Below are 22,701 nucleotides of genomic sequence, written 5' to 3' on the forward strand. Positions count from 1 at the left end.
AGAAAAGCATCCGTAGCTCAGCTGGATAGAGTACTCGGCTACGAACCGAGCGGTCGGAGGTTCGAATCCTCCCGGATGCGCCATCTGAAAATAAACGCGACCTGTTATGCATCCGTAGCTCAGCTGGATAGAGTACTCGGCTACGAACCGAGCGGTCGGAGGTTCGAATCCTCCCGGATGCGCCATATTAGAAAAGCCGGCCTTGTGCCGGCTTTTTGCTTTTCTGTATTTGTTACAGCAGCTCGCTCAGCAAACGGCTGATCACCCGGGCCATTTCATTAAAGCAGGGGCGGCGCACTGAGTGCGACCGGTGCAGCAGAGTAATGGTCCGGCTGGGGCAGGGGTTGGTGACGCTGAGATAGCGCACGCCGCTGTCTTCTTTGTGTTCAGTCACGGCCAGTTTGGGAATAAGCGTAAGGCCTGAGCCGGCCGCCACCATATTGCGCAGGGTTTCCAGGCTGGTGCCCTTGAAGTGGCTGTCTTCGCCTATACCGGCGGCAAAACAGAAACCCATGGCCTGATCCCGCAAGCAATGGCCGTCTTCCAGCATCAGTAATTTCTCGCCCTTAAGCTCCTCAAGACCAATCTCAGTTCGCTCGGCCCACTTGTCGCCTGCGGGCAAGGCAAGCAACATGGGCTCGTCGTAGAGCGGTATGGAGCCGAAATTATCCATATCATCCAGTTGGGCCAGAATAAGGCAGTCGAGATCGCCGTCGGCCAGTTGCTTTAGCAGCACCTGGGTCTGGGCTTCGTATAAGAAGATTTGCAGCTCAGGAAAGTGTTGCCTCAGAGCGGGAATAATATGGGGCAGTAAATAAGGCCCTACGGTAGGAATCAGGCCAATGTGCAGCTCACCGGACATGGGCTCGGTAAAGGTGCGGGCAATGTCACGCAGATCCTTGGTAGCGGCCAGCACCCGGCGAGCCTGAGCGGTAATGGCGTCACCTGCCGGGGTAAATAACACCTTGCGGGAAGTGCGTTCCATCAGCAGTACACCCAGCTCATCTTCCAGCTTGCGCAGCTGACCGCTGAGGGTGGGCTGGCTGACAAAACATTTTTCTGCCGCCTTACGAAAATGGCGCTCTTCTGCGAGCGCCACCAGATATTCCAAATCCCGTAAATTCACCTGTTCACCATGGTTATCAACTCCGTTATAAGCATGATCCCCGATTCTGGTGAGAATGAAAAGATACGTAATGCACAGTCTGGCGAAGGAGCAACAGGGATTGCTGTAACCGACCGTCAAATGTCAGGGATGACATTTGCCGAGCGTCCCATGGAAGGGCTTGAAGCGTGTCGGTGGAAGCAACCCTGTTGATACTTCGCCTGGGTCAGGCTTAGCCCAGAAATTCAGCCAGTTCGTCACTGCCACCAATGTGGCGGCCGTCAATAAACACCTGAGGAACCGTGCTGCGGCCGGATACTGCCTTCAGGCTGATGCTGGTGGCATCCTGACCGATAATAACCTCTTCGTAGCGCATCTTGCGGTCCAGCAGCATTTGCTTGGCACGGGCGCAGAAGGGGCAGCCCGGCTTGCTGAATACGGTGATGGCCGAGGGCTTGGCTGCTTCCGGGTTGATATAAGCCAGCATGGTGTCGGCATCGGATACTTCAAAGGGGTCGCCGGGCTTCTCTGGCTCAATAAACATTTTGTCGATCACGCCGTCTTTCACCAGCATGGAATAGCGCCAGGAGCGTTTGCCAAAGCCCAGATCCTGCTTGTCGACCAGCATGCCCATGCCATCGGTAAACTCGCCGTTGCCGTCGGGGATCACATGAATGTGCTCCGCTTCCTGATCTGCCAGCCAGGCATTCATCACAAAAGTATCGTTGACGCTCATGCAGATAATGTCATCCACGCCGTTTTCAAACAGCACAGGGGCCAGTTCGTTATAGCGGGGCAGGTGAGTGGATGAACAGGTGGGTGTAAAGGCACCGGGCAGAGAAAACACCACCACGGTTTTACCGCTGAACAGCTCGTCGGTGGTCACATTAACCCACTCATCATTCTGACGGGTACGGAAAACTGCCTGAGGCACGCGCTGACCGGTTTTGTCTGTAAGCATGATTTGAGTCCTTGTGTTGGTGCGTCTTTGATAGGACTCAGTATTGCTCGGTAGGTTCAAAAGGGAAAGTTGTTTAACTCTTTCCCTTTGATAGGTTAAACCAATTGAGTCAGCGCTTCATGATCTTCAGGCACTCTGGCCATGGCCGCTTCCACCACTTCCGGACCGGCACCCCGCTTGTGAGCGTTTTCGCTTAAATAACGACGCCAGCCCCGGGCTCCCGGCATGCCCTGAAAAATACCCAGAGTATGGCGGGTGATATTGCCAAGATAAGTGCCCCGGCTCAGCTCCTGTTCTATGTAAGGCAGCAGGTTGCGGATCACCTGATGGCGGCTGGGTACCTCATGATGATCATCAAACAGCTCGGCATCTACCCGTGCCAGCATATAGGGGTTTTGATATGCCTCACGGCCAACCATAACGCCGTCCAGTTGCTGCAGGTGAGTGTGAGCTTCTTCCAGGGTTTTAATGCCGCCGTTCACCGCCATGGTCAGGGCGGGATAATCCCGTTTGAGCTGATATACCCGCTCATAGTCCAGCGGCGGAATTTCCCGGTTTTCCTTGGGGCTCAGCCCTTGCAGCCAGGCCTTGCGGGCATGCACTATCAGCGCATCCACACCAGCATCCGTTATCTTATCTACCAGGGTGCACAGAAACTCGTAGCTGTCCTGCTCATCAATGCCAATGCGGGTTTTTACCGTCACCGGAATGGACACCGCCGCCTTCATGGAAGCCACGCCGTCGGCCACGGTTTGCGGGTGTGCCATCAGGCAGGCACCAAAGAGGCCGTTCTGCACCCGATCCGACGGGCAGCCCACGTTCAGGTTAATTTCATCGTAACCACGCTCTTCAGCCAGGCGTGCGCACTGGGCCAGCGCCTGCGGATCGTTACCGCCCAGCTGCAGCACCAGCGGATGCTCCTGCTCGTTATAAACCAGATAGTCGCCCTTGCCGTGAATAATGGCCCCTGTGGTCACCATTTCGGTATACAACTGGGCATGGCGGCTCATCAGCCGGTGAAAATAGCGGCAATGGCGGTCAGTCCAGTCGAGCATGGGGGCAACGGAGAAACGGGCGCTGGAGTATTGAAACATGAGCAATGATGACTTTTTGAACAAGAGGGCGCGCATTATACCCAAGCCGGCTCACAGACCCAAGCCCGGGCGAAGGAGGGTAATGACATTGATGCCGAAGGCTGCTGCCTTCGGCAAGATAGCTTAGATTGAGTGTTCTTCCAGTTCGTGGCGGCTGGCCACGGCCAGAAAGTGGCTGCGGTCGCGGTATTGGCCCTGTGATGCCTTCACCCGAGTATCAATCAGCTGAATAAGACCATCCGGCAGACTGACGTTAATCCGCTTTGGCTTGCCCATAAACTCGGTTAAATCCACGTCCAGCAACAGCCAGCCATCGCAGTGGTTATAGTCTTCCATCTGCCGGTAATGACGCGGGCCAAGATCCTTGATGCCGTCAACGCCATGGCCATTGCTGACCATTTCCTCTACCACCATGGCAATGGCTTCTGTGGCCATAGTTTTCACTTGCGCTTCACTGTCAGCTGCACTGAAGCAGGCATAATCATCATTACAAAGCGCAGGCACCACCAGGCCGAGCGCCTCGCCGTCATGGGACGGATATTCAACACCGACTGAAAACAACATAAGCACCTCCGCTAGCATAGTGTCAGGCCCAAGGAGCGGGGGGTTAGATCCCCGCCGCTTTCTTAATGGACTTGATAGTGCCGACCGGCAGCGATTTCTTCGGGTGTGGCACCGGGAAGGTTCTGCCCGTGATTGGTGAGTACCATATCTCGTGACTCCCTTTGCCCTGCCGTTTGAGCTCGCAGCCGGCGGCCTTCAATTCCTTGATCAGGTCGCCTGACGTCATTAGAGCCTCCTAACCAAGTGAACTCATTCTACACACGCATACACACAGGGCGCAAGACGGGCAAAGTAGGAAGAAATGGGTCCAGAGACTGCCCGGGCGCAGGAAGGGCGGGGCGGCTGTGGTAGAATACGCCCAGTAGCCTTTTAATGAGCCTGATTTATGTCTGTGCAACAACAACTTGAGCGTGCCGAGCGGCTGTGTAACCAGCGTGGTGTGCGTTTTACGCCCACCCGCCGTCATGTGTTCACTTTAATCGCTGGTCATAAGGGAGCGGTGAGCGCTTACGAGCTGCTGGATCAGCTTAAAGAGCTGGAGCCCCATGCCAAGCCGCCCACGGTTTACCGGGCGCTGGACTTTTTGCTGGCCCAGGGTTTTGTACATAAGGTGGAGTCGCTGAATGCCTTTTTGTTCTGCGAGCATTTTGCCGAGCATCACCCCATGCAGCTGCTTATCTGCACTCAGTGCGGCAATGTGATAGAGCTGCACGACGAGGCGATTAACCATGCCTTTGAGCATCAGGCTGAGCTGCACGGCTTTGCCATTACCAGCCAGTCCATTGAGGCCCACGGCCAGTGCCGGCACTGTGCCGGCGAAAACACCACCAGCTGATATGCTTGTATTAATGTCACCACCACAAGGGCGGATCCATGGGTGCATTAATACGGTCAATCATATTCCTGCTGTTTTTATTGTTTCTGGCCAGCGAGGTGCATTTAAGCACCTCGCTGTATCGCTATGAAGACAATAAAATTGAGCTGACCTTTCCGGTCTGGCAAACCGACAACCCCTGGTATTACCTCAAGTGGCATGCTGCCGATGGTGTGTTCGAGCAGCGTTTTAACGTCAAAAAATGACCTGAGTCAGAACCTTAAAGCGCCATCGTGCTAGCATGCCATTTTTGAGTGCGGAGTGCCGGCATGAATGAGCCGCTGATTAATCTGATGTTGCCCCTGCTGCTGGGGCTGATGACCCTGATCATGGGCACCACGCTGGAGCCCGGCCATTTTCGCCGTTTGCTACACCGGCCCCGGGCTCTGTTTACCGGCCTGGTGCTGCAGTGGTTATTACTGCCGCTGCTGGCCTGGTTACTGATAGTGTTGCTGGCGTTGCCGCCACTGCTGGGTGCCGCACTCATTCTGGTAGCATCGGCCCCCGGCGGAGCCACCTCCAATATGTTCAGCTTTCTGGCAGACGGTGACACAGCACTGTCTATCAGCCTGACCGCCTTTGTAGGGCTGCTTGCTCCCTTGTGGATGCCCGTATCCGTGGTGTTGCAGCTGAGCTGGCTGGGCCAGCAACAAGCGGGATTGTCTTTGCCGCTGGGGCCGGCCATGGCACAGCTGGCGCTTATCTGCATTGTACCTGTGGTGCTGGGCATGCTGGTGCGCCGGCGCTGGTGTATCTGGGTGCAGCAATATCAGCCCCGTCTGAAAAAGGTAGTGAGTCTGGCGTTTTTATTGCTGCTGATAGTGCTGGTGGCACGTCACCGTGACGCCTTGCCCTCTTTGTGGAGCGGCGCGGCGCTGGCCATGATGCTGTTGTGTGCACTGGCACTGGGAGCGGGGTTCTGGATCGCGCGGCTTACAGGCTGTTCCGAGGCCGCCTGCCGCAGTCTGGCGTTTGAAACCGGCATTCAGAATGCTGCCATTGCCATTATGGTGGCCTACACTCAGCTCGGCTCCGATGAGCTGGCGCTGATGGCCCTGCTTTATGGCATTGTAATGAATATTCCGGCGTTGCTGCTGCTGGGATGGTTTCGCCGCCGGCAACAGCCGGTACAGTGGCGAGAGGCATGAAACAAAAAAGCCCGGTTGAATACAACCGGGCTTTTTGATGAAGAAGGGTTGGAACGAGTCCCAACCTTGTCATTTAGTCGGTGTACTCCAGCCGGGGGCGGGCGGTCATGCGGGTTACCAGCTCATAGGCAATGGTGCCCACATGGCGGGCCACTTCTTCGGCAGCGAGGCCGTCGCCCCACAGAATGACTTCATCACCTACCTTATCGGTGGCATCCGGGCCCAGATCCACCGTGGCCATGTCCATGGATACCCGGCCGGCCAGCGTCACCCGGCGGCCGTTCACCAGCACAGGGGTGCCTGCCGGGGCCATGCGCGGATAACCGTCGCCGTAGCCCACGGCAATCACGCCAATGCGGGTATCCCGGGGGCTGACCCAGCTGCCGGCATAACCCACCGGCTCGCCGGCCTTGTGCTCGCGCACCGCAATCAGCGTAGTGGTAAAGTTCATCGCCGGGCGCAGGCCAACGTCGGTGCCCTGTTGCTCGCCAAAGGGAGTAATGCCATAGAGCATCACGCCCGGGCGAATAAAGTCGGCATGGGCATCGGGAAAGGCCAGCACGCCGGCGGAGTTGCACAGAGCAGTGTGCTTTACCCGGCCTTCGGTTACCGCCTTGAAGCGGGCAATCTGCTCATCAGTGGCACCCCGGTTGTCGGGTTCATCGGCGCGGGCAAAATGCGTCATGGCATTTACCGGCTGCACCACCTGCGACAGCTTGCTCAGGCGGGCAAATACGGCATCGGCTTCTTCCGGCAAAAAACCCACCCTGTGCATACCGGAGTCAATTTTTACCCATACGGTGACCGGAGCTGCAAGGGGAGTGCGCTCCAGCGCGGCCAGCTGTTCATGGCTGTGCACACACAGGTGAAAGTTGTGGCGGGCTGCATAGTGCAGCTGGTCAATATTAAAAAAACCTTCCAGCAGCAGAATGGGCAACTGAATGCCGCCGGCGCGCAGGCGCTGGGCTTCTTCAAAGCGGGCCACCGCAAACATGTCGGCGTCCTGCTCCAGGGCTGCCGCCACGGCAAGATCACCGTGGCCGTAAGCATTGGCTTTTACTACGGCAATGGCGCTGGCGTCAGGGGCATGTTGTTTTGCCACCTTCAGGTTGTGCCGAATTGCCTCCAGACTGATGCGGGCCACCGCTCCCCGTGCATCCATCTTCGCTCCTTAATAATCATCATCGAAATCCGGTCCGGCGTAGTTATCAAAGCGGGAGAACTGCCCCTGAAACGTCAGCCGCACCTTGCCTATGGGTCCGTTACGTTGCTTGCCGATAATGATTTCAGCGATACCTTTGTCGGGGCTGTCTTCGTGATAGACCTCGTCCCGGTAGATAAACATGATGAGGTCGGCATCCTGCTCAATGGAGCCGGATTCCCGCAGATCCGAGTTGACCGGCCGTTTATCGGCCCGTTGCTCCAGGCTTCGGTTCAGCTGAGACAGTGCCACCACGGGCACTTCCAGCTCCTTGGCCAGCGCCTTGAGCGAGCGTGAGATTTCCGCAATCTCCAGAGTCCGGTTATCCGCCAGGCTGGGCACCGTCATCAGCTGCAGATAGTCAATCATGATCATGCTGAGGCCTCCATGTTCGCGGGCCACGCGACGGGCGCGGGAGCGAACTTCGGTTGGCGTCAGGCCGGAAGAATCATCAATATAAAGCTGACCCTTTTCCAGCAACATGCCCATGGTGGAAGACAATCTGCCCCAGTCTTCATCATCCAGCTGCCCGGTTCGAATACGGGTTTGATCGATTCTTCCCAGGGATGCAAGCATCCGCATAATAATCTGCTCAGATGGCATTTCCAAGGAGAATATGAGTACTGGTTTGTCATTTGTCAGTGCAGCGTGCTCGCAAAGATTCATTGCAAAAGTGGTTTTACCCATAGAGGGGCGTGCTGCCACTATAATCAGATCGGAAGACTGCAGTCCGGCAGTTTTTTTATCCAGATCATTGTATCCGGTAGAGACACCGGTAATGCCCTGGTGCGGATTTTTAAATAATTCCTCTATGCGATCGATCGTCTTTTCAAGCAGGTGCCGCAGTGGTTGTGGCCCTTCATTGGCATTGGTACGGCTCTCGGCAATTTTGAACACCCGGCTTTCTGCCAAATCCAGCAGATCGGCCGAACTGCGCCCCTGGGGGTCAAAACCGGCCTCGGCAATTTCATTGGCCACCGAGATCATTTCCCGTACCACGGCCCGCTCGCGTACTATGTCGGCATAGGCACCTATGTTGGCGGCGCTGGGCGTGTTTTTGGCTACTTCCACCAGATAGGAGAAACCGCCCACGGTTTCCAGGGCTTCGTGGCGTTCCAGTTCTTCCTGCACCGTGATCAGATCAATGGGGCTGTTGTTCTGGCTCAGCCGCTGCATGGCCTGAAACACCAGCCGGTGCGGCCGGCTGTAAAAGTCGGCATCCGAGACCTTTTCCGCCACTCTGTCCCAGGCGTTGTTGTCCAGCAGCAAGCCGCCCAGCACAGATTGCTCTGCTTCAAAGGAATGAGGGGGCATTTTCAGCTGGGCCAGGGCCTGATCGGACCGGGCGGCGGTCTTGTCTGTCATCTAAATTCTCACTGATTGAGCAAAACGTCATTATCGGAATTTTTACCGGTAACTGAAAGGTTCAAAGTTGTCTGCCGAGAATATTGACATAACATGTCACTGCATTAGGATGTTACCAGCCCGTTAACCAAGGAAATAACCATGCGCAAATTGCTTGCACTTTTTACTCTGATTTTTGCGGTCGGCCTCACCGCCACCGCCTTTGATGCCGAAGCCCGTAAAATGGGCGGCGGCAGCCGCTCTGTGGGTAAGTCGTTCAAAACAGCACCGGCCCAGCCCGCTCAGCAGAATATTAACCGCAATAACACCAACCAGACTCAGCCCCAGTCCAAAAAGTCCGGCCTGATGGGCGGTTTGCTGGGTGGCCTGCTGGCCGGTGGTCTGTTTGCGGCCCTGCTGGGCTCCGGTGCTTTTGAAGGCTTTCAGTTCATGGATTTCATACTGATTGCCGGTCTGGCCTTTGGTGCCGTTATGTTGTTCCGGGCGCTGCGCCGGGGCAAGGCACAGGCACAACAGCCCGCCTATAATGGCCCTCAGCGTTTTGAGGCACCGCCTCAGGCACCGGTTGCCGGTGCAACCGGCGGCTTTGGCCAGACTGATGTGCCTTTCAGCCTGCCTCCCGGTTTTGACCTGCAGGCGTTTTTGCAGGGCTCCCGTGAGCACTACCGTACGCTGCAAGAGGCCTGGAACCAGAACAATCTGGAAAAAATGCGTGAATATATGTCGCCTGAGCTGTTTGCCGAGCTGAGCCGTGAGCGCGCCACCCTGAGCGGCGAGCAACACACTGAAGTGATGTTTGTGGATGCCGAGCTGGTTCGTGCCGATCACACTTCCTATCAGGCCCAGGTCAGCCTCAAGTTCAGCGGCCGCTACCGCGACAGTGCTGAAAATGTGGAGCAGGATATCAATGAAATCTGGCACCTGGAGCGGGACCTGACCCAGCCCGATGCGCCCTGGCTGATTGTGGGCCTGGAAGATCTGGCCTGATTAACCCGAAATCAAAAGGGCAGCCCTCGGGCTGCCCTTTTTTATGGTGGTTTAAAACAACTCGTCGGTCACACTGGTGCCGCCAAACTGCTGGTGGCTGTCGGGCCGGCTGTAGCGCTGAGGCTCGGTGCCTTTCACAAAATACTCGGTGCGCCCCTGGCTGCTCAGCAAACCTGTGCTGGTATCTATGCTCGCCGACACCAGCCCGGCGGGCACACTGCGCGGTTGCTCGGGAAAATGCGACAGCGCCACTTTCATATAATCCGCCCAGATGGGCAGCGCAGTACTGCCACCAAACTCACCACCGGCCACCTGATCCCGCCCCAGATTGGGGTTATAGGCGGTGCGGCCCAGCGGGCGGCCAAAGTCATCAAAGCCTACCCAGGCAGTGGCCACCCGGTTGGGGTTAAAGCCCGAAAACCAGGCGTCCCGGGAGTCATTGGTGGTGCCGGTTTTGCCGGCAATATCGGTGCGCCCCAGTGCCCGGCCCGCCCGCCAGCCGGTACCATTCCAGCGGCGGCTGCCACTGGCTCCGCCCTGAATGGCCGAGCCCAGCGCCGAGCTGATCAAGAAGGCGTTTTCCTCACTGATGATGCGCTGTTGCTCCGGTGCTGCCTGATACAGCACCAGACCATTGGCATCTTCAATACGCTCCACCACAAAAGGCGATACCCTGTAGCCACCGTTAGCAAAGGCAGCATAGCCGGTCACCATCTGCAGCGGCGTAGCCGACGGTGAACCCAGTGCCAGGCTCTCGGTAGCAGGAATGCTGGCCGTATCAAAGCCAAAGTCATTCAGGCGCTGCATGGCATTGGCAATGCCACTGTCGCGCAGCAGGCGGATAGACACCACGTTTTTTGAACGAGCCAGCGCCTCTCGCACCCGAATGGGGCCGTCATAAACATTGGGTGAGTTGCGCGGCTTCCATGAGTTGCCGCTGCCGGCATCCCAATGGTTAATGGGCGCATCATTCACCAGGCTGGCTAGGGTAAAACCATGATCCAGCGCGGTGGAATAGATAAAGGGTTTGATATTGGAACCCATCTGGCGCTCAGCCTGATTCACCCGGTTAAACTTGTTCAGCGTAAAGTTAAAGCCGCCGCTCAGCGCCGTTACCGCACCTGTCTGTGGTTCCAGCGCCACCAGAGCACCGTTAATTTCAGGCACCTGGCCCAGCATCCAGCCCTCACCCTGAGGGCGCACCCAGATTTGCTCGCCGGCCTTTACAATCTCGCTGGCCTGCTTGGGAGCATGTCCCTGACGATTGTCGGCAATATAGGCCCGGGCCCACTTCAGGCCGTCCCATTCAAGGGTGCTGCTGCCCTTGTCCTTAATCACCACGGTCGCACTGCGTTCGCTCACACCGGTTACCACTGCCGGCAACAGAGGCCAGTAGTCCGGCAGCGTATCAAGGTGCTCGGTGATCTGTTCTTCATTCCAGGGCGTGCCACCCTGCCACAGGGTAGCAGCAGGGCCACGGTAGCCATGGCGCAGGTCGTAACCCAGCAGGCCGTTAACCAAGGCTTCATTGGCCGCCTGCTGCTCGTCTGCATGTACTGTGGTGTAAATATTCAGGCCCCGGGTGTAGGCTTCTTCGCCAAACAGGGTCAGTGCAAACTGATGGGCCATTTCTGCCAGGTAAGGCGCATTCAGGGTAATTTCGGCACCGTGATAACGGGCTTTTACCGGTGCGGCCATGGCCTCGTTATATTGAGCCTGAGTAATTTTTCCGGTTTCCAGCATACGGCCCAGCACCACGGCGCGGCGTTCTTCGGCCCGGTGCGGATGACTGATGGGGTTCAGAATGGAGGGGGCCTTGGGCAGACCGGCAATCATGGCCATTTCTGCCAGGGTCAGGTCCGCCAGGTCCTTGCCGTAATATACCTGAGCCGCGGCACCCACGCCGTGGGAGCGGTGTCCCAACGGAATTTTATTCAGATACAGCTCCAGAATTTCATTCTTGCTCAGCTGTTTTTCAATGTGCAGGGCAAGAAAAATCTCCTTTACCTTGCGCACTATGGTTTTTTCCCGGGTCAGAAAAAAGTTGCGGGCCACCTGCTGGGTAATGGTACTGGCCCCCTGACGTTTTTCTCCTGTGCTCAGCCATACCATGGCGGCCCGCACAATACCCACAGGATCGATGCCGGGGTGCTCATAAAAGCGGGCATCTTCGGTAGCCAGAAAGGCGTCAATCAGTGGCTGGGGCATTTGCTCAATGGATACGGGCGTGCGGCGCTGCTCACCATATTGCGAAATAAGTTCGTTGTCCTGGCTGTAAATTCGCATCGGTGTTTCCAGACGAACTTCCTTCAGCGCAGACACATCAGGCAACTCAGCACCTATCTGCTGATACAGCACCAACAGTGCCACTATGCCCGATAAGCCCAGAAAGAACACAAGACTGAGCAGGCGAATAAGCCATTTAAACATGCAAGTTAACCCAATAAATCATTTTTTAACCAGTAGCCACGAAGTATATCCTGTGAGCGCCGTTATGTTCGAGCGCTTTTGGCTATATTTAGCCTGATTCCAACCTTGGCCCCAAGGCCGTCTAAGCTTAAAGACATTAATAAAAACAAGGGTATGGACGCTCATGTTTAGTCTGCTCAGAATGCGGGATACAGAATGGATGGTGGGTGTGGACTTGGGCTCGGCCAATCTCAAGGCGGTGGTCCTGAAAGGCCGGCCGGAGCACATGCAGCTGGCAGCCATGGCCATGGTTCCTGCTCCTGTTCACAGTATGGTGGATCATCAAATACAGGATATTGCGGCTGTTGGTGAAGCGCTCAGGCGGTTACGCCGTGAGCTTGGCAGTCGTGCGGGGGTTGCGGCCACCGCGGTCTCCGGCAGCAATGTCACCAGCAAAATTATTGCCTTGCCCAGAGGATTGACCGATGAGGAGCTGGAGCAACAAATAAGTCTGGAAGCCGAGCAGCATATTTCCTCTTCTCTGGCAGATATCAGTCTGGACTTTGAACGTCTGGGCACCAACCCGCAGCGCCCCGACAGAGAAAACATTCTGCTCAGTGCCGCCCGCAAAGAAAGCATTGCCAGCCGGGTTTCAGCCCTTGAGCTGGCAGGCTGGCGCGTGCAGGTAATGGATATTGGCATTCACGCGCTGGCAAGGGCCGCGCATGCCCTGCTGGCCAGTGAGCGAATAGGCGTGCAGCGGCTGGCGCTGGCCGATATTGGTGCCGAGTGTCTGAGCTTTGGCGTGCTGGAGCAGGGCGAGCTGATCCACAGCCGGCTTAATCACTTTGGCGGAGCTGACCTTACCCGTGAACTGAGTGAGCTGACCGGGCTGCCCTTTGCTCAGGCAGAAGCAGCCAAGCTGGATCACACGCTGCCTGCGGAGCTGCAGGAAAACGCCAGTCAGCAGCATATCAACAATGTGCTTCAGCATCTTCGCCGCAACATGCACCTTTTTAACAGTGGTACCGACAGCCGGCCACCACAGGCGCTATTTCTCAGCGGGGGCGCCAGCCAGCTGCCCCAGCTGGCCGCCGTGCTGGAGCAGGAGTTAGCTATTCCCGTGCTGCAGCCGCGTTTTGACCGGCTGCTGGGTGGCAGTGAGCAGGACTATCCCGGTGCCGCTGCCTGCACCATTGCCCTGGGGCTGGCGCTAAGGAGCTTTACCCCGTGTCCCGTATAAATCTGCTGCCCTGGCGACAAGATCGTGCAACCAGGCAAAGAAAACGCTTTATGCTGCAGCTGGCACTGGCCTCGGCGCTTACCTTGCTGGCCATGGCGCTGCTTAATGTCCGTCTGACACAAGAGATCACCCGGCAGCAGGCGCGTAACCATTATCTGCAAACCGAGATCAACCAGTTGGATCAGGCGTTAGGAGAAATCAGCACCATTCGTCAGCAGCGGGAGCAATTGCTGGAGCGGGTCCGGCTGATTGATGAGCTGCAACAGCAAAGGGCCTTTTCAGTGCATCTGTTTAATCAGATGCCGGAGCTGGTTCCGCCCGGTGTGTACTTAAACTCGCTTAAGGTCAGCAGCGAGCACCTTGAGCTGGCGGGCAAAACCGAAGCCTACCCCAGGGTGGCTGCCATGCTGCGCCGCATGGAGGCCAGCCGCTGGCTTGCCAGACCCAGGCTCAGTGCCATTTACGCCGCCGGTGACGGCGACATTCCCCTCAGCCAGTTTTCCATGAATGTGATGGTCACCCCGCAAGGAGAGCAGCCATGAACCTGGAAGAGCTTAACGAACTGGAGCTTGAGCATATCGGGCAGTGGCCACGGCCCCTGAGAGTTGGTGTTATTGCGGCTGTCTGTTTGCTGCTGTGCGGACTGATGTGGCAGTTTCTGTTAAGTGATAACAGAGCCGAACTCGCGCGCATGACAGAGCGGGAAGCAAGCCTTAAAAACACCTTTGAGGCCAAAGCGGCGCAGGCTGCGGCCCTGCCTGCTTATGAAAAACAGCTCAAAACTCTTAAAGCGCGGCTTGATACCGAGCTGCAAAAACTGCCCAGCCGGCTTGAAGTGGCCGGTTTGCTCGACGACATCAGCTTCATTGCCACCGACAACGGCCTGCAGATAGAGCGCATCAACTGGGAAGCCGAGCAGCCGGGGAAGTTTTCCATCGAGCTGCCCATGCGCATTATTGTCAGTGGCAGCTATCATCAGCTGGGGCACTTTGTGGCCGATATCGCCGCCCTGCCGCGCATTGTCATACTCGACAGCTTTACCCTCAGCCACACCGGCAACGAGCAGCTTAATATGAGTATGCAGGCCAAAACCTATCAATATAACCCGCAGGAGATGCCATGAAAGCGCTGATGCTGGTGCTGCTGCTGGGGCTGGCCAGCTGCGGTGATCCGGATAACCTGCAGCAATACACCCTGGATGTGCGCACCCGGCCGGGGGCGGCACCCGAGCCGGTGCCACCGGTCAGCAGCTATGTACCCGAGCCCTATCAGCCGGCCAGTCAGCGCAGCCCCTTTGCGCTGCCTGTGCCGGAAGTGGCCGCCACCGCACCACCCGCTGCCGCTCATTGCACTGCGCCCGCTATGCGCGGGCCCAAACAGCCGCTTGAGCACTATGCACTTGAGCGCTTGTCCATGCGCGGCACCCTGCAGCAGGGCGGGCTGATCACAGGTCTGGTGTCTGCGCCCGACGGCATTACCCACACAGTGACACCGGGTGACCGAATGGGGCTGCATCATGGTGAAGTCAGGGTGGTCAGCCGTGAACGTATTGTGCTGGAAGAATATCTGTCCGATGGCAGGGGGTGCTGGAGTCGCCGTGAAAGCACCTTGTTGCTGGTCAGCAAAGAACAGGAGTGCGCCGTATGCAAACAATAACCATGGGCAGGCTGATGGTGTCAGTGTTACTGTCTCTGGTGCTGATGCCGGCAATGGCACAGCAGCTGAGCCAGCAGGGGAATAAGGGCATATCCATGAATTTTCAGGATATTCCGGTGCGCACCGCACTGCAGATCCTGGCTGATTTCAATCAGGTTAACCTGGTCACCACCGATTCGGTACAGGGCAATCTGACTCTGCGTCTCGACAACGTGCCCTGGTCGCAGGCACTGGATACCATTTTGCAGGTGCGTGGTCTCGATAAGCGCATGAACGGCAATATTCTGCTGGTGGCCCCGGCTGCCGAGCTGGCACTGCAGGAGCAGAGCCAGCTGGAAAATCAGCAGGCGCAGCAGGTGCTGGCCCCGCTGGAGACCGAATTTTTGCAAATCAATTACGCCAAAGCGGCCAGCATGCTGGCGCTGCTCAGTAATGAAAGCACCCGGCTGTTATCGGAGCGGGGGGCCATAGCGGTGGATGACAGGACCAATATGCTGGTCATTAAAGACACGCGGGAAAGCATCAGCAATGTGCGCCGCATGCTGACGCTGCTGGATATTCCCATTAAGCAGGTGGTAATTGAAGCACGCATGGTCACCATCAACGAGGGGCTGGAGCAGGAGCTGGGCATTAACTGGGAATACCGCAACGACACCGCCGGCGGCAGCAACCAAACCGAGGGTAACCTCAATGTCAATCTGCCAGTGTCGGCGGAAGGCGGCTCCATCGGCCTGCAGATTGCCAAGCTGTCCGGCGGTAATATTCTCGATCTGGAACTGACCGCGCTGGAGCGGGAAAACCGTGCCGAAATTATTGCCAGCCCCAGAGTGACCACCTCCAACCAGAAACCGGCGGTGATTCAGCAGGGGGTGCAAATTCCCTACAGCACCGTCAGTGAGCAGGGCACCAATGTGGAATTTGCCGATGCCTATCTCAGCCTGGAAGTCACACCGCAAATTACGCCTGATCACCGTGTGGTGCTTGATTTACTGGTCACTCAAGACAGCGTTGGCGAGTTTATCACTCAGGCTGACGGCTCTGAGGTGCCTTCCATCAATGCCCAGTCGGTCACCACTCAGGTGCTGGTCAACGACGGTGAAACCCTGGTGCTGGGAGGCATTTACCAGCAGGACATTTTACGCCGGGTGAGCAAGGTGCCGCTGCTGGGCGACATACCGGTAATGGGGCACTTATTCAAAAGCACGCAAGACACCAACCGCAAGCGGGAATTGATTATCTTCGTCACCCCCCGTATCGTGCATGACAGCATTTAAGGAATTGTCGCCAAAATAAACAGTGGCGGCATGCTCCTTGCCAGTCGCCGGCGCAGTTGCGATAATCCGGCGTCCAGTTTCAGAAAATCAAGGTTAGGTTCATCGTCGACCCCGCGGTGTTCGTGGGGCGCATTTGTTTGTGAGAATTTCGTGCAACATGGCTGAAAAACGCAATATCTTCCTAGTGGGGCCCATGGGTGCGGGCAAGAGCACCATCGGCAAATACCTGGCGCAGCAACTGCACATGGAGTTTTATGACTCCGATCAGGAAATCGAGCGCCGTACCGGTGCCGATATCAGCTGGGTGTTTGATGTAGAGGGCGAAGAAGGCTTTCGTCTACGCGAAGAAAAGGTCATCAATGAGCTGAGCGAGCTGCAGGGCATAGTGCTGGCTACTGGTGGCGGTTCAATAAAAAGCCGCGAAAGCCGCAACCGGCTGTCGGCCCGGGGCATAGTGGTCTACCTCGAAACCACGGTAGAAAAACAGCTGGCCCGGGTGCAGAAAGACAAGCGCCGGCCCTTGCTGCAAACCAAAGAAGAGCCCCGGGATGTGCTGGAGCGTCTGGCTGAAGAGCGCAACGAGCTGTATCGGGAAGTGGCCGACTATGTGGTGCGCACCGATGAGCAAAGCGCCAAGCTGGTGGCCAACCAGATTGTTGAACTTATTGGCCTGTAAGCCCGGAGAAGCTCCATGGAAAGGTTAACCGTGAACCTGGGAGAGCGCAGCTATCCCATTCATATTGCCAGTGGCCTGCTTGCCGATGGTACCTTGCTGAAAAGTGCCATCAAGGGCAAAAAGGTGCTGGTGATCACCAATGAGGTAGTGGCACCGCTGTATCTTGCGCCCTTGCTGGCAGCACTGGCTCCGCTTGAGGCAGAAAGCCTGGTGCTGCCCGACGGCGAGCAGTTTAAAAATCTCGACACCTTTAATCAGGTGATGGGCACGCTGCTGGAAAACGGTCACGGCCGCGATACTACCCTTATCGCCCTGGGGGGCGGTGTTATCGGTGATCTCACCGGTTTTGCTGCTGCCTGCTATCAGCGTGGTGTGCCCTTTATTCAGGTACCCACCACACTGCTGGCTCAGGTTGATTCCTCGGTGGGCGGCAAAACCGCGGTTAACCATGCTCTTGGCAAAAACATGATAGGGGCCTTTTATCAGCCCGAGCTGGTGCTGATAGATACCGATTGCCTCGGCACACTGGCGGCGCGCGAATTTGCCGCCGGCATGGCCGAGGTGATCAAATACGGCATTATCTGGGACGCCGGCTTCTTCGCCTGGCTGGAGCAGAACATCACGCGTCTGCAACAGCTCGATACCGAGGCGTTGTCTTATGCCATTCGCCGCTGCTGCGAAATCAAGGCCGACATGGTGGCCAGTGATGAGCGTGAGCACGGCGTGCGCGCGCTGCTTAATCTGGGCCATACCTTTGGCCATGCCATTGAAGCCGAAATGGGTTATGGCAACTGGCTGCACGGCGAAGCGGTGGCGGCCGGCACCATGCAGGCCTGTCATACTGCCCGCCTGCGCGGTGATATGACCGAGGCCGAGGTGGCCCGGGTTCAGGCCTTGCTGGAGCAGGCTAACCTGCCAGTGGCCGGGCCTGAGCAAATGACCACAGCCAATTATCTGCCCCACATGATGCGGGACAAAAAAGTGCTGGCGGGTCAGTTGCGTCTGGTGCTGCCCCAGGGCATAGGCCGGGCTCAAGTGGTCAGTGATGTCACAGAAGCCCAGCTGACACAGGTGCTGAGCTGAATCGTGACCGGCTCTGTGCGTGCGCTCTCATCCCAGCAGCAGCTGCTAGAACGGCTGCTGCATCTGGCCCGGCTCGACCATGAGCTGGCGCTGGTATCCGGCCCCAAAGGGGCGGGCAAATCCACGCTGGCCACTCTGCTCACTCAGCAAAGTGAGTTGCTGACGCCGGTGGTGCTCGACGCCCGTCTAATCACCAGCCAGAAAGTATTTCGTGAAGCCTTGCTGGAGCAGTGGTTTGCCGGTGCCATCTTTGATGCCGGCGATCCCCTTTCCGACTCGGTAAACCGGCTGCTGCCCGCCGCACCCGGCAAGCGTCTGCTGGTGGTGGATAACGCCCAGTGGCTGACCGACGCTCAGTTGCAGGAGCTGGCCGAAATGAGCCTGGCACTGCCATCGGCGCAGCGGCCCTTTATGGTATTGATGGGGTTGTCATCCTGGGCCAGTGGCGTGCGCACCCTGTTGCAGGAGCTGCAAATGCCGGTGCTGGAGCTTGAAGTTCCTGAACTGAGCGAAGAAGATAAACTGCAGTTATGCAGCCTCCGGGATAGTGCGCCGGCGGCCGGGCAACTGGCCGGCATGCATTATCCGGGAGATCTTGTGGTCAGTACGGAGCCAAGCATGAAAACACCCGAATACCGCCAGTGGCTGGAGCAAAAGCCGGTTAAAATTCTGCTGACAGGGCTGATTATTGTAGGGCTTGGCGTGATTGTCAGTGCCTTGCTGGGCAAGGATGAAGCGCCGCCGGCACAGGTTGCTCAGCCGTTTCAGGCTGAATCCCTGCCTGAGCCTCCGGCCGGTCCTGTGACCGCTGACACCCTGCCGGTGACGCCTGCTGCTGAAGAGCAGGGAGAAGCCCTGGTCAGTGACTGGCCGGTAGAGCCTTTACCTGAGTCTCCGCAAGTGGCCACTCAGGTAGCGGAAACACCAAAAGACACCAGCAAGGAGCGGGTGGTCATAGACGATGAAGTGGTCAGTCAGCTGATGCAGCGCAAAACCGTACAAGCGGTCAGCAAGCAGGCACAAAGTGCGCCGGCGGCACAGCCGGCAGCCGGTCAGCCCGCTGCGCTTTCCCGGCAGCCGGCAGGGCACTACACCCTGCAGCTGATGGCCAGCCGGGACAAGAACGCACTTAATCAGCTGATGACCCGCCATAACTTATCACCGGCCTGGGTCTATTCCCGCAACCTGAACGGTCAGCCCTGGTATGTGCTGGTGCACGGTGATTTTGCCTCAGCCGAGCAGGCCAGAGCGGCAGTTGGCCGCCTGCCTGCAGAGCTCAGGGCTGCCAAGCCTTGGCCCAAGCCTTTTGGCCAGGTGCAAAAAGAGGCCACCCCCTAGTCATGGCCATGGTCATGACTCTTCCATGGGGTTACAATGCGCGCCCTTTATTTGCGTTCCGGGTCCGGCAAGCATGGCAACAGTAACAAAAACCCGCGCCTTTCTTAAATGGGCCGGCGGCAAATATGGTCTGGTAGACAACATCAACCGCCGGCTGCCTGAGGCAGGCACCCTGGTTGAGCCTTTTGTGGGGGCCGGCTCGGTATTTCTGAACTCGAACTTCGATGCCTACATACTGGCCGATATCAACGCCGATCTGATCAACCTCTATCAGCTGCTGAAAACGCGCCCCGATGCCTTTGTGCGCGAGGCTGCGGGCCTGTTTGTGTCTGAGCACAACGACAAAGCCGTTTATTATGGTCTGCGCACCGAGTTCAATCAGGAGCAGGACAGCTGGCGCAGAGCCCTGCTGTTTTTATATCTGAACCGCCATGGCTATAACGGCCTGTGCCGCTACAACCGCAAGGGCGGTTTTAACGTGCCTTTCGGGGCCTATAAAAAGCCTTATTTTCCGGAAAAAGAGCTGTGGTTTTTTGCCGAAAAAGCGCAAAAAGCCACCTTTGTGTGCCAGGGCTATGACCAGGTGTTTGCCAATGCCACTCAGGATCAGGTGTTTTACTGTGATCCGCCCTATGCACCTTTGTCTACTACCGCCAGCTTTACCACCTATGCCGCCAACGGCTTTACTCTGGACGATCAGGCCATACTGGCCCGGCTGGCCCGGGAAACCGCCGCTAGGGGCGTGCCGGTGCTGATCAGCAATCACGATATTCCGCTCACCCGCGAGCTGTACCGGGAAGCCAGCCTTGATGTGGTGGCGGTCAAGCGCACCATCAGCCGTCACGGCCATAACCGGCAAAAGGTTAACGAGCTGCTGGCGCTGTTTCGCTAAGACAGCACCATTTTTACAATTCCCAGCAGTGCCAGCACAAATACCAGTATCAACACCACCCCCAGTGCCACCCAGGGCCAGGGGCTGCCGGAAAACTGCAGCCGGCGATGGTGCTCCGACTGCACCCCGAACAAGGCCGCCAGCACGCCCTGCAATCTGTGTTTCCAGTTCATTTAAACTCCTTACATTCCTTCCAACCCCACCCTGACCCTCCCCTTGGAAAGGGGAGGGAGAATGTGTGCTCCTGTACACTTCCCCTTTTTAAGGGGAGGTGTTTCTTTGTCTCCTCCCCCTTTTTAAGGGGAGGTGTTTCTTTGTCTCCTCCCCCTTTTTAAGGGGGAGGCTGGGAGGGGGTTATAGCTTACCGCTTTCTGAAGGGGTAGAATTGGAGCGTTTTTTGCGCTCAAGGTAACCCCGATGAAAGACTTTTTAATTGCACCTTCCATTCTGTCTGCCGATTTCGCCCGTCTGGGCGAAGACGTAGATAACGTGCTGCAGGCCGGTGCCGATGTGGTCCATTTTGATGTCATGGATAACCACTATGTGCCCAACCTCACTATAGGCCCCATGGTGTGCAAGGCGCTGCGTGATTATGGCATTACCGCGCCCATCGATGTGCACCTGATGGTTAAGCCGGTAGACAGCCTGGTGCCCGACTTCGCCAAAGCCGGTGCTTCCATTATTACCTTTCATCCGGAAGCATCCGAGCACATCGACCGCACCCTCGGGCTTATTCGCGAGCAGGGCTGTCAGGCCGGCCTGGTGTTTAACCCGACCACACCGCTAAGCTATCTTGACTATGTCATGGACAAGGTAGACGTTATTCTGCTGATGTCGGTCAACCCCGGTTTTGGCGGTCAGTCCTTTATTCCCGGCACCCTCGACAAACTGCGCGAGGCCCGTCGCCGCATTGATGAAAGCGGCCGCAACATTCGCCTGGAAATAGACGGTGGCGTCAAGCCCGGTAATATTCGGGAAATAGCCGAAGCCGGTGCCGACATGTTTGTGGCCGGCTCGGCCATTTTCAGTCAGCCCGACTACAAAGCGGTGATTGACGACATGCGCCGGGAGCTGGCTGCCGCCCATGGCTGATTTTGATCTGGTTCAGTTTGATCTCGACGGCACCTTAATAGACAGCGTGCCTCAGCTGGCTGAAGCCATCAACGACATGCTGACCAGTCTCAATTATGCCACCCAGCCGCTGAGTGCGGTGCGCGGCTGGGTGGGCAACGGGGCCGATATGCTGGTACAGCGTGCGCTGACGGCGACCCTGGGGCATATTCCGGACGCCACGCTGCAGCAGCAGGCCCGTTACCGGTTTGACGAGGCCTACGCCAGCCATGCCCACGGCACCCTGGTGTTTTATCCCGGTGTGCTCGGCACCCTTGAGCAGTTGCGCGCATCGGGTAAACGGCTGGCGCTGGTGACCAACAAGCCCTACCGTTTTGTGCCGGGCATACTGGCCGCCGCCGGACTTGAAGATTATTTTGAACTGGTGCTGGGCGGCGACAGCCTGACCGAGAAAAAGCCCAGTCCTGCTCCGCTGCTGCATGTGTGCCGGCAGCTTAATGTAAGCCCGGCCCGCAGCCTGATGGTGGGCGACTCCGAAAACGACGTGCTGGCGGCCAAAGCAGCAGGCATGGCGGTGGCAGGGCTCACCTACGGCTATAACTATGGCCGCGCCATTGCCGACAGCCAGCCCGACTGGGTGCTCGACGACTTTGCCGGTCTGGTTTCAATACTTAAGCTTTAAATACACCACAAGGAATATCATGGCTAAACCCATCGTACTCAGCGGTGCCCAGCCCTCGGGCCAGCTGACCATAGGCAACTACATGGGCGCCCTGCGCCAGTGGGTAAAAATGCAGCAGGACTATGACTGCCTGTATTGCATTGTGGATATGCACGCCATTACCGTGCGCCAGGACCCGCAGGCCCTGCGCTCTGCTTGTCTGGATGCCGCTGCGCTTTATCTGGCCATTGGCCTCACCCCCGAGCAGAGCACCATTTTTATTCAGTCTCATGTGCCCGAACACGCCGAGCTGGCCTGGGTGCTGAACTGCTACACCCAGTTCGGCGAGCTGTCGCGCATGACCCAGTTTAAAGACAAGTCCAGCCGCTATGCCGAAAACATTAACGCCGGCCTGTTTACTTATCCTGCGTTAATGGCTGCCGACATTCTGCTTTATCAGGCCAATCAGGTGCCGGTGGGCAATGATCAAAAGCAGCATCTTGAGCTGACCCGGGATATTGCCTATCGCTTTAATCAGCTGTACGGCGAGGTATTTACCGTACCCGAGCCCTTTATTCCGGAAGACGGTGCCCGCATTATGAGTTTGCAGGAGCCCACCAAAAAAATGTCCAAGTCGGACGATAACGCCAATAACTTTATCGGCCTGCTGGAAGATCCCAAAAAGATCGCCAAAAAGCTGAAGCGCGCCGTCACCGACTCGGACGATCCGCCCCTGGTGAAGTTCGATCCCCAAAACAAGCCCGGCGTGTCTAACCTGCTTACCCTCATGTCCGGTGCCGGCGGCCGCTCCATGGCCGAGCTGGAGCAGCACTTTGAAGGCAAAATGTACGGTCACCTCAAAACCGACACCGCCGAAGCCGTGCTCGACATGCTTACGCCCATTCAGCAGCGTTTTCATGAGCTGCGGGAAGACGAAACCGAGCTGCGCCGGGTGCTGACGCTGGGTGCCGGCAAGGCCCGGGAAAAAGCAGTGAAAACCCTCGACAAAGTGTATGATGTAATTGGTTTTGTGCCCCGGGCACGTTAAGTTTGCTGTTCCCGCGCCCGGCGCGGGAACTGTTTATTATTTTCAACTATC

At 57.2% G+C, this 22,701-nt stretch carries 24 protein-coding genes, 2 tRNA genes and 1 pseudogene; 18 read left to right on the forward strand and 9 right to left on the reverse strand.

Features of this window, described 5'->3' with window-relative positions:
• Positions 1–6: 6 nt before the first annotated feature.
• Both N2M06_RS03560 and N2M06_RS03565 read left to right on the forward strand, forming a co-directional pair.
• A tRNA-Arg gene (locus N2M06_RS03560) sits at positions 7–83 on the forward strand.
• 25 nt (positions 84–108) lie between these two features.
• Positions 109–185: transfer RNA gene (locus N2M06_RS03565), tRNA-Arg, on the forward strand.
• 47 nt (positions 186–232) lie between these two features.
• On the opposite strand, the gene oxyR is transcribed toward N2M06_RS03565, so the two are convergent.
• The 5 genes from oxyR to N2M06_RS03590 all read right to left on the reverse strand — a co-directional run bounded on the left by oxyR (position 233) and on the right by N2M06_RS03590 (position 3,950).
• On the reverse strand, positions 233–1,126 hold the full coding sequence (gene oxyR, locus N2M06_RS03570) for a DNA-binding transcriptional regulator OxyR (RefSeq protein ID WP_317074493.1): 894 nt from the start codon (positions 1,124–1,126) through the stop codon (positions 233–235).
• A 211-nt stretch (positions 1,127–1,337) separates the two neighbouring features.
• Entirely contained in the window at positions 1,338–2,066 is a 729-nt protein-coding gene (locus N2M06_RS03575) for a glutathione peroxidase (protein ID WP_019933196.1), read from the reverse strand.
• A 95-nt stretch (positions 2,067–2,161) separates the two neighbouring features.
• Complete coding sequence (dusA, locus tag N2M06_RS03580) at positions 2,162–3,160, reverse strand: tRNA dihydrouridine(20/20a) synthase DusA (RefSeq protein WP_346351613.1); 999 nt, start codon at positions 3,158–3,160, stop codon at positions 2,162–2,164.
• 123 nt (positions 3,161–3,283) lie between these two features.
• Entirely contained in the window at positions 3,284–3,724 is a 441-nt protein-coding gene (locus N2M06_RS03585; protein ID WP_317074495.1) for a type II toxin-antitoxin system HicB family antitoxin, read from the reverse strand.
• A 43-nt stretch (positions 3,725–3,767) separates the two neighbouring features.
• The gene (locus N2M06_RS03590) at positions 3,768–3,950 is read right to left on the reverse strand and encodes a type II toxin-antitoxin system HicA family toxin (RefSeq protein ID WP_014293460.1); all 183 of its coding nucleotides are present in this window, start codon (positions 3,948–3,950) and stop codon (positions 3,768–3,770) included.
• A 159-nt stretch (positions 3,951–4,109) separates the two neighbouring features.
• Here N2M06_RS03590 and zur point away from each other — a divergent pair, with 159 nt between their 5' ends.
• The 3 genes from zur (at position 4,110) to N2M06_RS03605 (ending at position 5,746) form a co-directional block, all read left to right on the forward strand.
• Positions 4,110–4,559 carry a zinc uptake transcriptional repressor Zur gene (gene zur / locus N2M06_RS03595; RefSeq protein ID WP_317074496.1) on the forward strand — a complete coding sequence of 150 codons (450 nt, stop codon included), beginning with the start codon at positions 4,110–4,112 and terminating at the stop codon, positions 4,557–4,559.
• A 38-nt stretch (positions 4,560–4,597) separates the two neighbouring features.
• A complete protein-coding gene (locus tag N2M06_RS03600; protein ID WP_317074497.1) occupies positions 4,598–4,804 on the forward strand; it encodes a hypothetical protein in 207 nt (68 codons plus the stop codon).
• A gap of 63 nt (positions 4,805–4,867) precedes the next feature.
• The gene (locus N2M06_RS03605; protein ID WP_346351614.1) at positions 4,868–5,746 is read left to right on the forward strand and encodes a bile acid:sodium symporter; all 879 of its coding nucleotides are present in this window, start codon (positions 4,868–4,870) and stop codon (positions 5,744–5,746) included.
• Positions 5,747–5,819: 73 nt separating this feature from the next.
• Here N2M06_RS03605 and alr read toward each other — a convergent pair whose 3' ends face one another.
• Together alr and dnaB are read right to left on the reverse strand one after the other, a co-directional pair.
• Complete coding sequence (alr, locus tag N2M06_RS03610; protein WP_317074499.1) at positions 5,820–6,908, reverse strand: alanine racemase; 1,089 nt, start codon at positions 6,906–6,908, stop codon at positions 5,820–5,822.
• A gap of 9 nt (positions 6,909–6,917) precedes the next feature.
• Positions 6,918–8,312 carry a replicative DNA helicase gene (gene dnaB / locus N2M06_RS03615; protein WP_019933205.1) on the reverse strand — a complete coding sequence of 465 codons (1,395 nt, stop codon included), beginning with the start codon at positions 8,310–8,312 and terminating at the stop codon, positions 6,918–6,920.
• A 141-nt stretch (positions 8,313–8,453) separates the two neighbouring features.
• Here dnaB and N2M06_RS03620 point away from each other — a divergent pair, with 141 nt between their 5' ends.
• The gene (locus N2M06_RS03620) at positions 8,454–9,299 is read left to right on the forward strand and encodes a Tim44-like domain-containing protein (protein ID WP_317074500.1); all 846 of its coding nucleotides are present in this window, start codon (positions 8,454–8,456) and stop codon (positions 9,297–9,299) included.
• Positions 9,300–9,350: 51 nt separating this feature from the next.
• On the opposite strand, the gene N2M06_RS03625 is transcribed toward N2M06_RS03620, so the two are convergent.
• Positions 9,351–11,729 (reverse strand): PBP1A family penicillin-binding protein, encoded by a 2,379-nt coding sequence (locus N2M06_RS03625; RefSeq protein WP_346351615.1) that lies wholly within the window; start codon positions 11,727–11,729, stop codon positions 9,351–9,353.
• Between the two features lie 163 nt (positions 11,730–11,892).
• Between N2M06_RS03625 and pilM the strand changes: the two genes are divergently transcribed.
• The 9 genes and pseudogenes from pilM (at position 11,893) to N2M06_RS03670 (ending at position 19,870) form a co-directional block, all read left to right on the forward strand.
• Positions 11,893–12,951, forward strand: coding sequence for a type IV pilus assembly protein PilM (gene pilM, locus N2M06_RS03630; protein ID WP_346351616.1), 1,059 nt, complete (start codon positions 11,893–11,895; stop codon positions 12,949–12,951).
• The gene (locus N2M06_RS03635) at positions 12,939–13,493 is read left to right on the forward strand and encodes a PilN domain-containing protein (RefSeq protein ID WP_317074503.1); all 555 of its coding nucleotides are present in this window, start codon (positions 12,939–12,941) and stop codon (positions 13,491–13,493) included. Before pilM ends, N2M06_RS03635 begins: the two co-directional genes overlap by 13 nt.
• A complete protein-coding gene (locus N2M06_RS03640) occupies positions 13,490–14,074 on the forward strand; it encodes a type 4a pilus biogenesis protein PilO (RefSeq protein WP_317074504.1) in 585 nt (194 codons plus the stop codon). The genes N2M06_RS03635 and N2M06_RS03640 overlap by 4 nt, the downstream gene beginning before the upstream one ends.
• On the forward strand, positions 14,071–14,607 hold the full coding sequence (locus N2M06_RS03645; protein ID WP_346351617.1) for a pilus assembly protein PilP: 537 nt from the start codon (positions 14,071–14,073) through the stop codon (positions 14,605–14,607). The genes N2M06_RS03640 and N2M06_RS03645 overlap by 4 nt, the downstream gene beginning before the upstream one ends.
• 83 nt (positions 14,608–14,690) lie before the next feature.
• A pseudogene (gene pilQ, locus N2M06_RS03650) lies at positions 14,691–15,881 on the forward strand (type IV pilus secretin PilQ); the annotation flags it as partial.
• Positions 15,882–16,038: 157 nt separating this feature from the next.
• The gene (gene aroK / locus N2M06_RS03655) at positions 16,039–16,557 is read left to right on the forward strand and encodes a shikimate kinase AroK (protein WP_026344579.1); all 519 of its coding nucleotides are present in this window, start codon (positions 16,039–16,041) and stop codon (positions 16,555–16,557) included.
• 15 nt (positions 16,558–16,572) lie between these two features.
• Positions 16,573–17,640 (forward strand): 3-dehydroquinate synthase, encoded by a 1,068-nt coding sequence (gene aroB, locus N2M06_RS03660; RefSeq protein WP_317074506.1) that lies wholly within the window; start codon positions 16,573–16,575, stop codon positions 17,638–17,640.
• Between the two features lie 3 nt (positions 17,641–17,643).
• The gene (locus tag N2M06_RS03665; protein WP_346351618.1) at positions 17,644–18,978 is read left to right on the forward strand and encodes an AAA family ATPase; all 1,335 of its coding nucleotides are present in this window, start codon (positions 17,644–17,646) and stop codon (positions 18,976–18,978) included.
• Between the two features lie 73 nt (positions 18,979–19,051).
• Positions 19,052–19,870, forward strand: coding sequence for a Dam family site-specific DNA-(adenine-N6)-methyltransferase (locus N2M06_RS03670; RefSeq protein ID WP_019933216.1), 819 nt, complete (start codon positions 19,052–19,054; stop codon positions 19,868–19,870).
• On the opposite strand, the gene N2M06_RS03675 is transcribed toward N2M06_RS03670, so the two are convergent.
• Complete coding sequence (locus tag N2M06_RS03675; RefSeq protein ID WP_346351619.1) at positions 19,867–20,043, reverse strand: DUF2970 domain-containing protein; 177 nt, start codon at positions 20,041–20,043, stop codon at positions 19,867–19,869. The genes N2M06_RS03670 and N2M06_RS03675 overlap by 4 nt on opposite strands.
• Positions 20,044–20,287: 244 nt before the next feature.
• Between N2M06_RS03675 and rpe the strand changes: the two genes are divergently transcribed.
• The 3 genes from rpe to trpS are packed head-to-tail and all read left to right on the forward strand — an operon-like array spanning position 20,288 to position 22,650.
• Positions 20,288–20,962, forward strand: coding sequence for a ribulose-phosphate 3-epimerase (gene rpe, locus N2M06_RS03680; RefSeq protein ID WP_346351620.1), 675 nt, complete (start codon positions 20,288–20,290; stop codon positions 20,960–20,962).
• Positions 20,955–21,623, forward strand: coding sequence for a phosphoglycolate phosphatase (locus tag N2M06_RS03685; protein WP_346351621.1), 669 nt, complete (start codon positions 20,955–20,957; stop codon positions 21,621–21,623). The genes rpe and N2M06_RS03685 overlap by 8 nt, the downstream gene beginning before the upstream one ends.
• Before the next feature lie 19 nt (positions 21,624–21,642).
• Entirely contained in the window at positions 21,643–22,650 is a 1,008-nt protein-coding gene (gene trpS, locus N2M06_RS03690) for a tryptophan--tRNA ligase (RefSeq protein WP_346351622.1), read from the forward strand.
• Positions 22,651–22,701: the final 51 nt, after the last annotated feature.

The organism is Oceanimonas sp. AH20CE76 (assembly GCF_039654065.1).
Taxonomy (GTDB): Bacteria; Pseudomonadota; Gammaproteobacteria; order Enterobacterales; family Aeromonadaceae; genus Oceanimonas; species Oceanimonas smirnovii.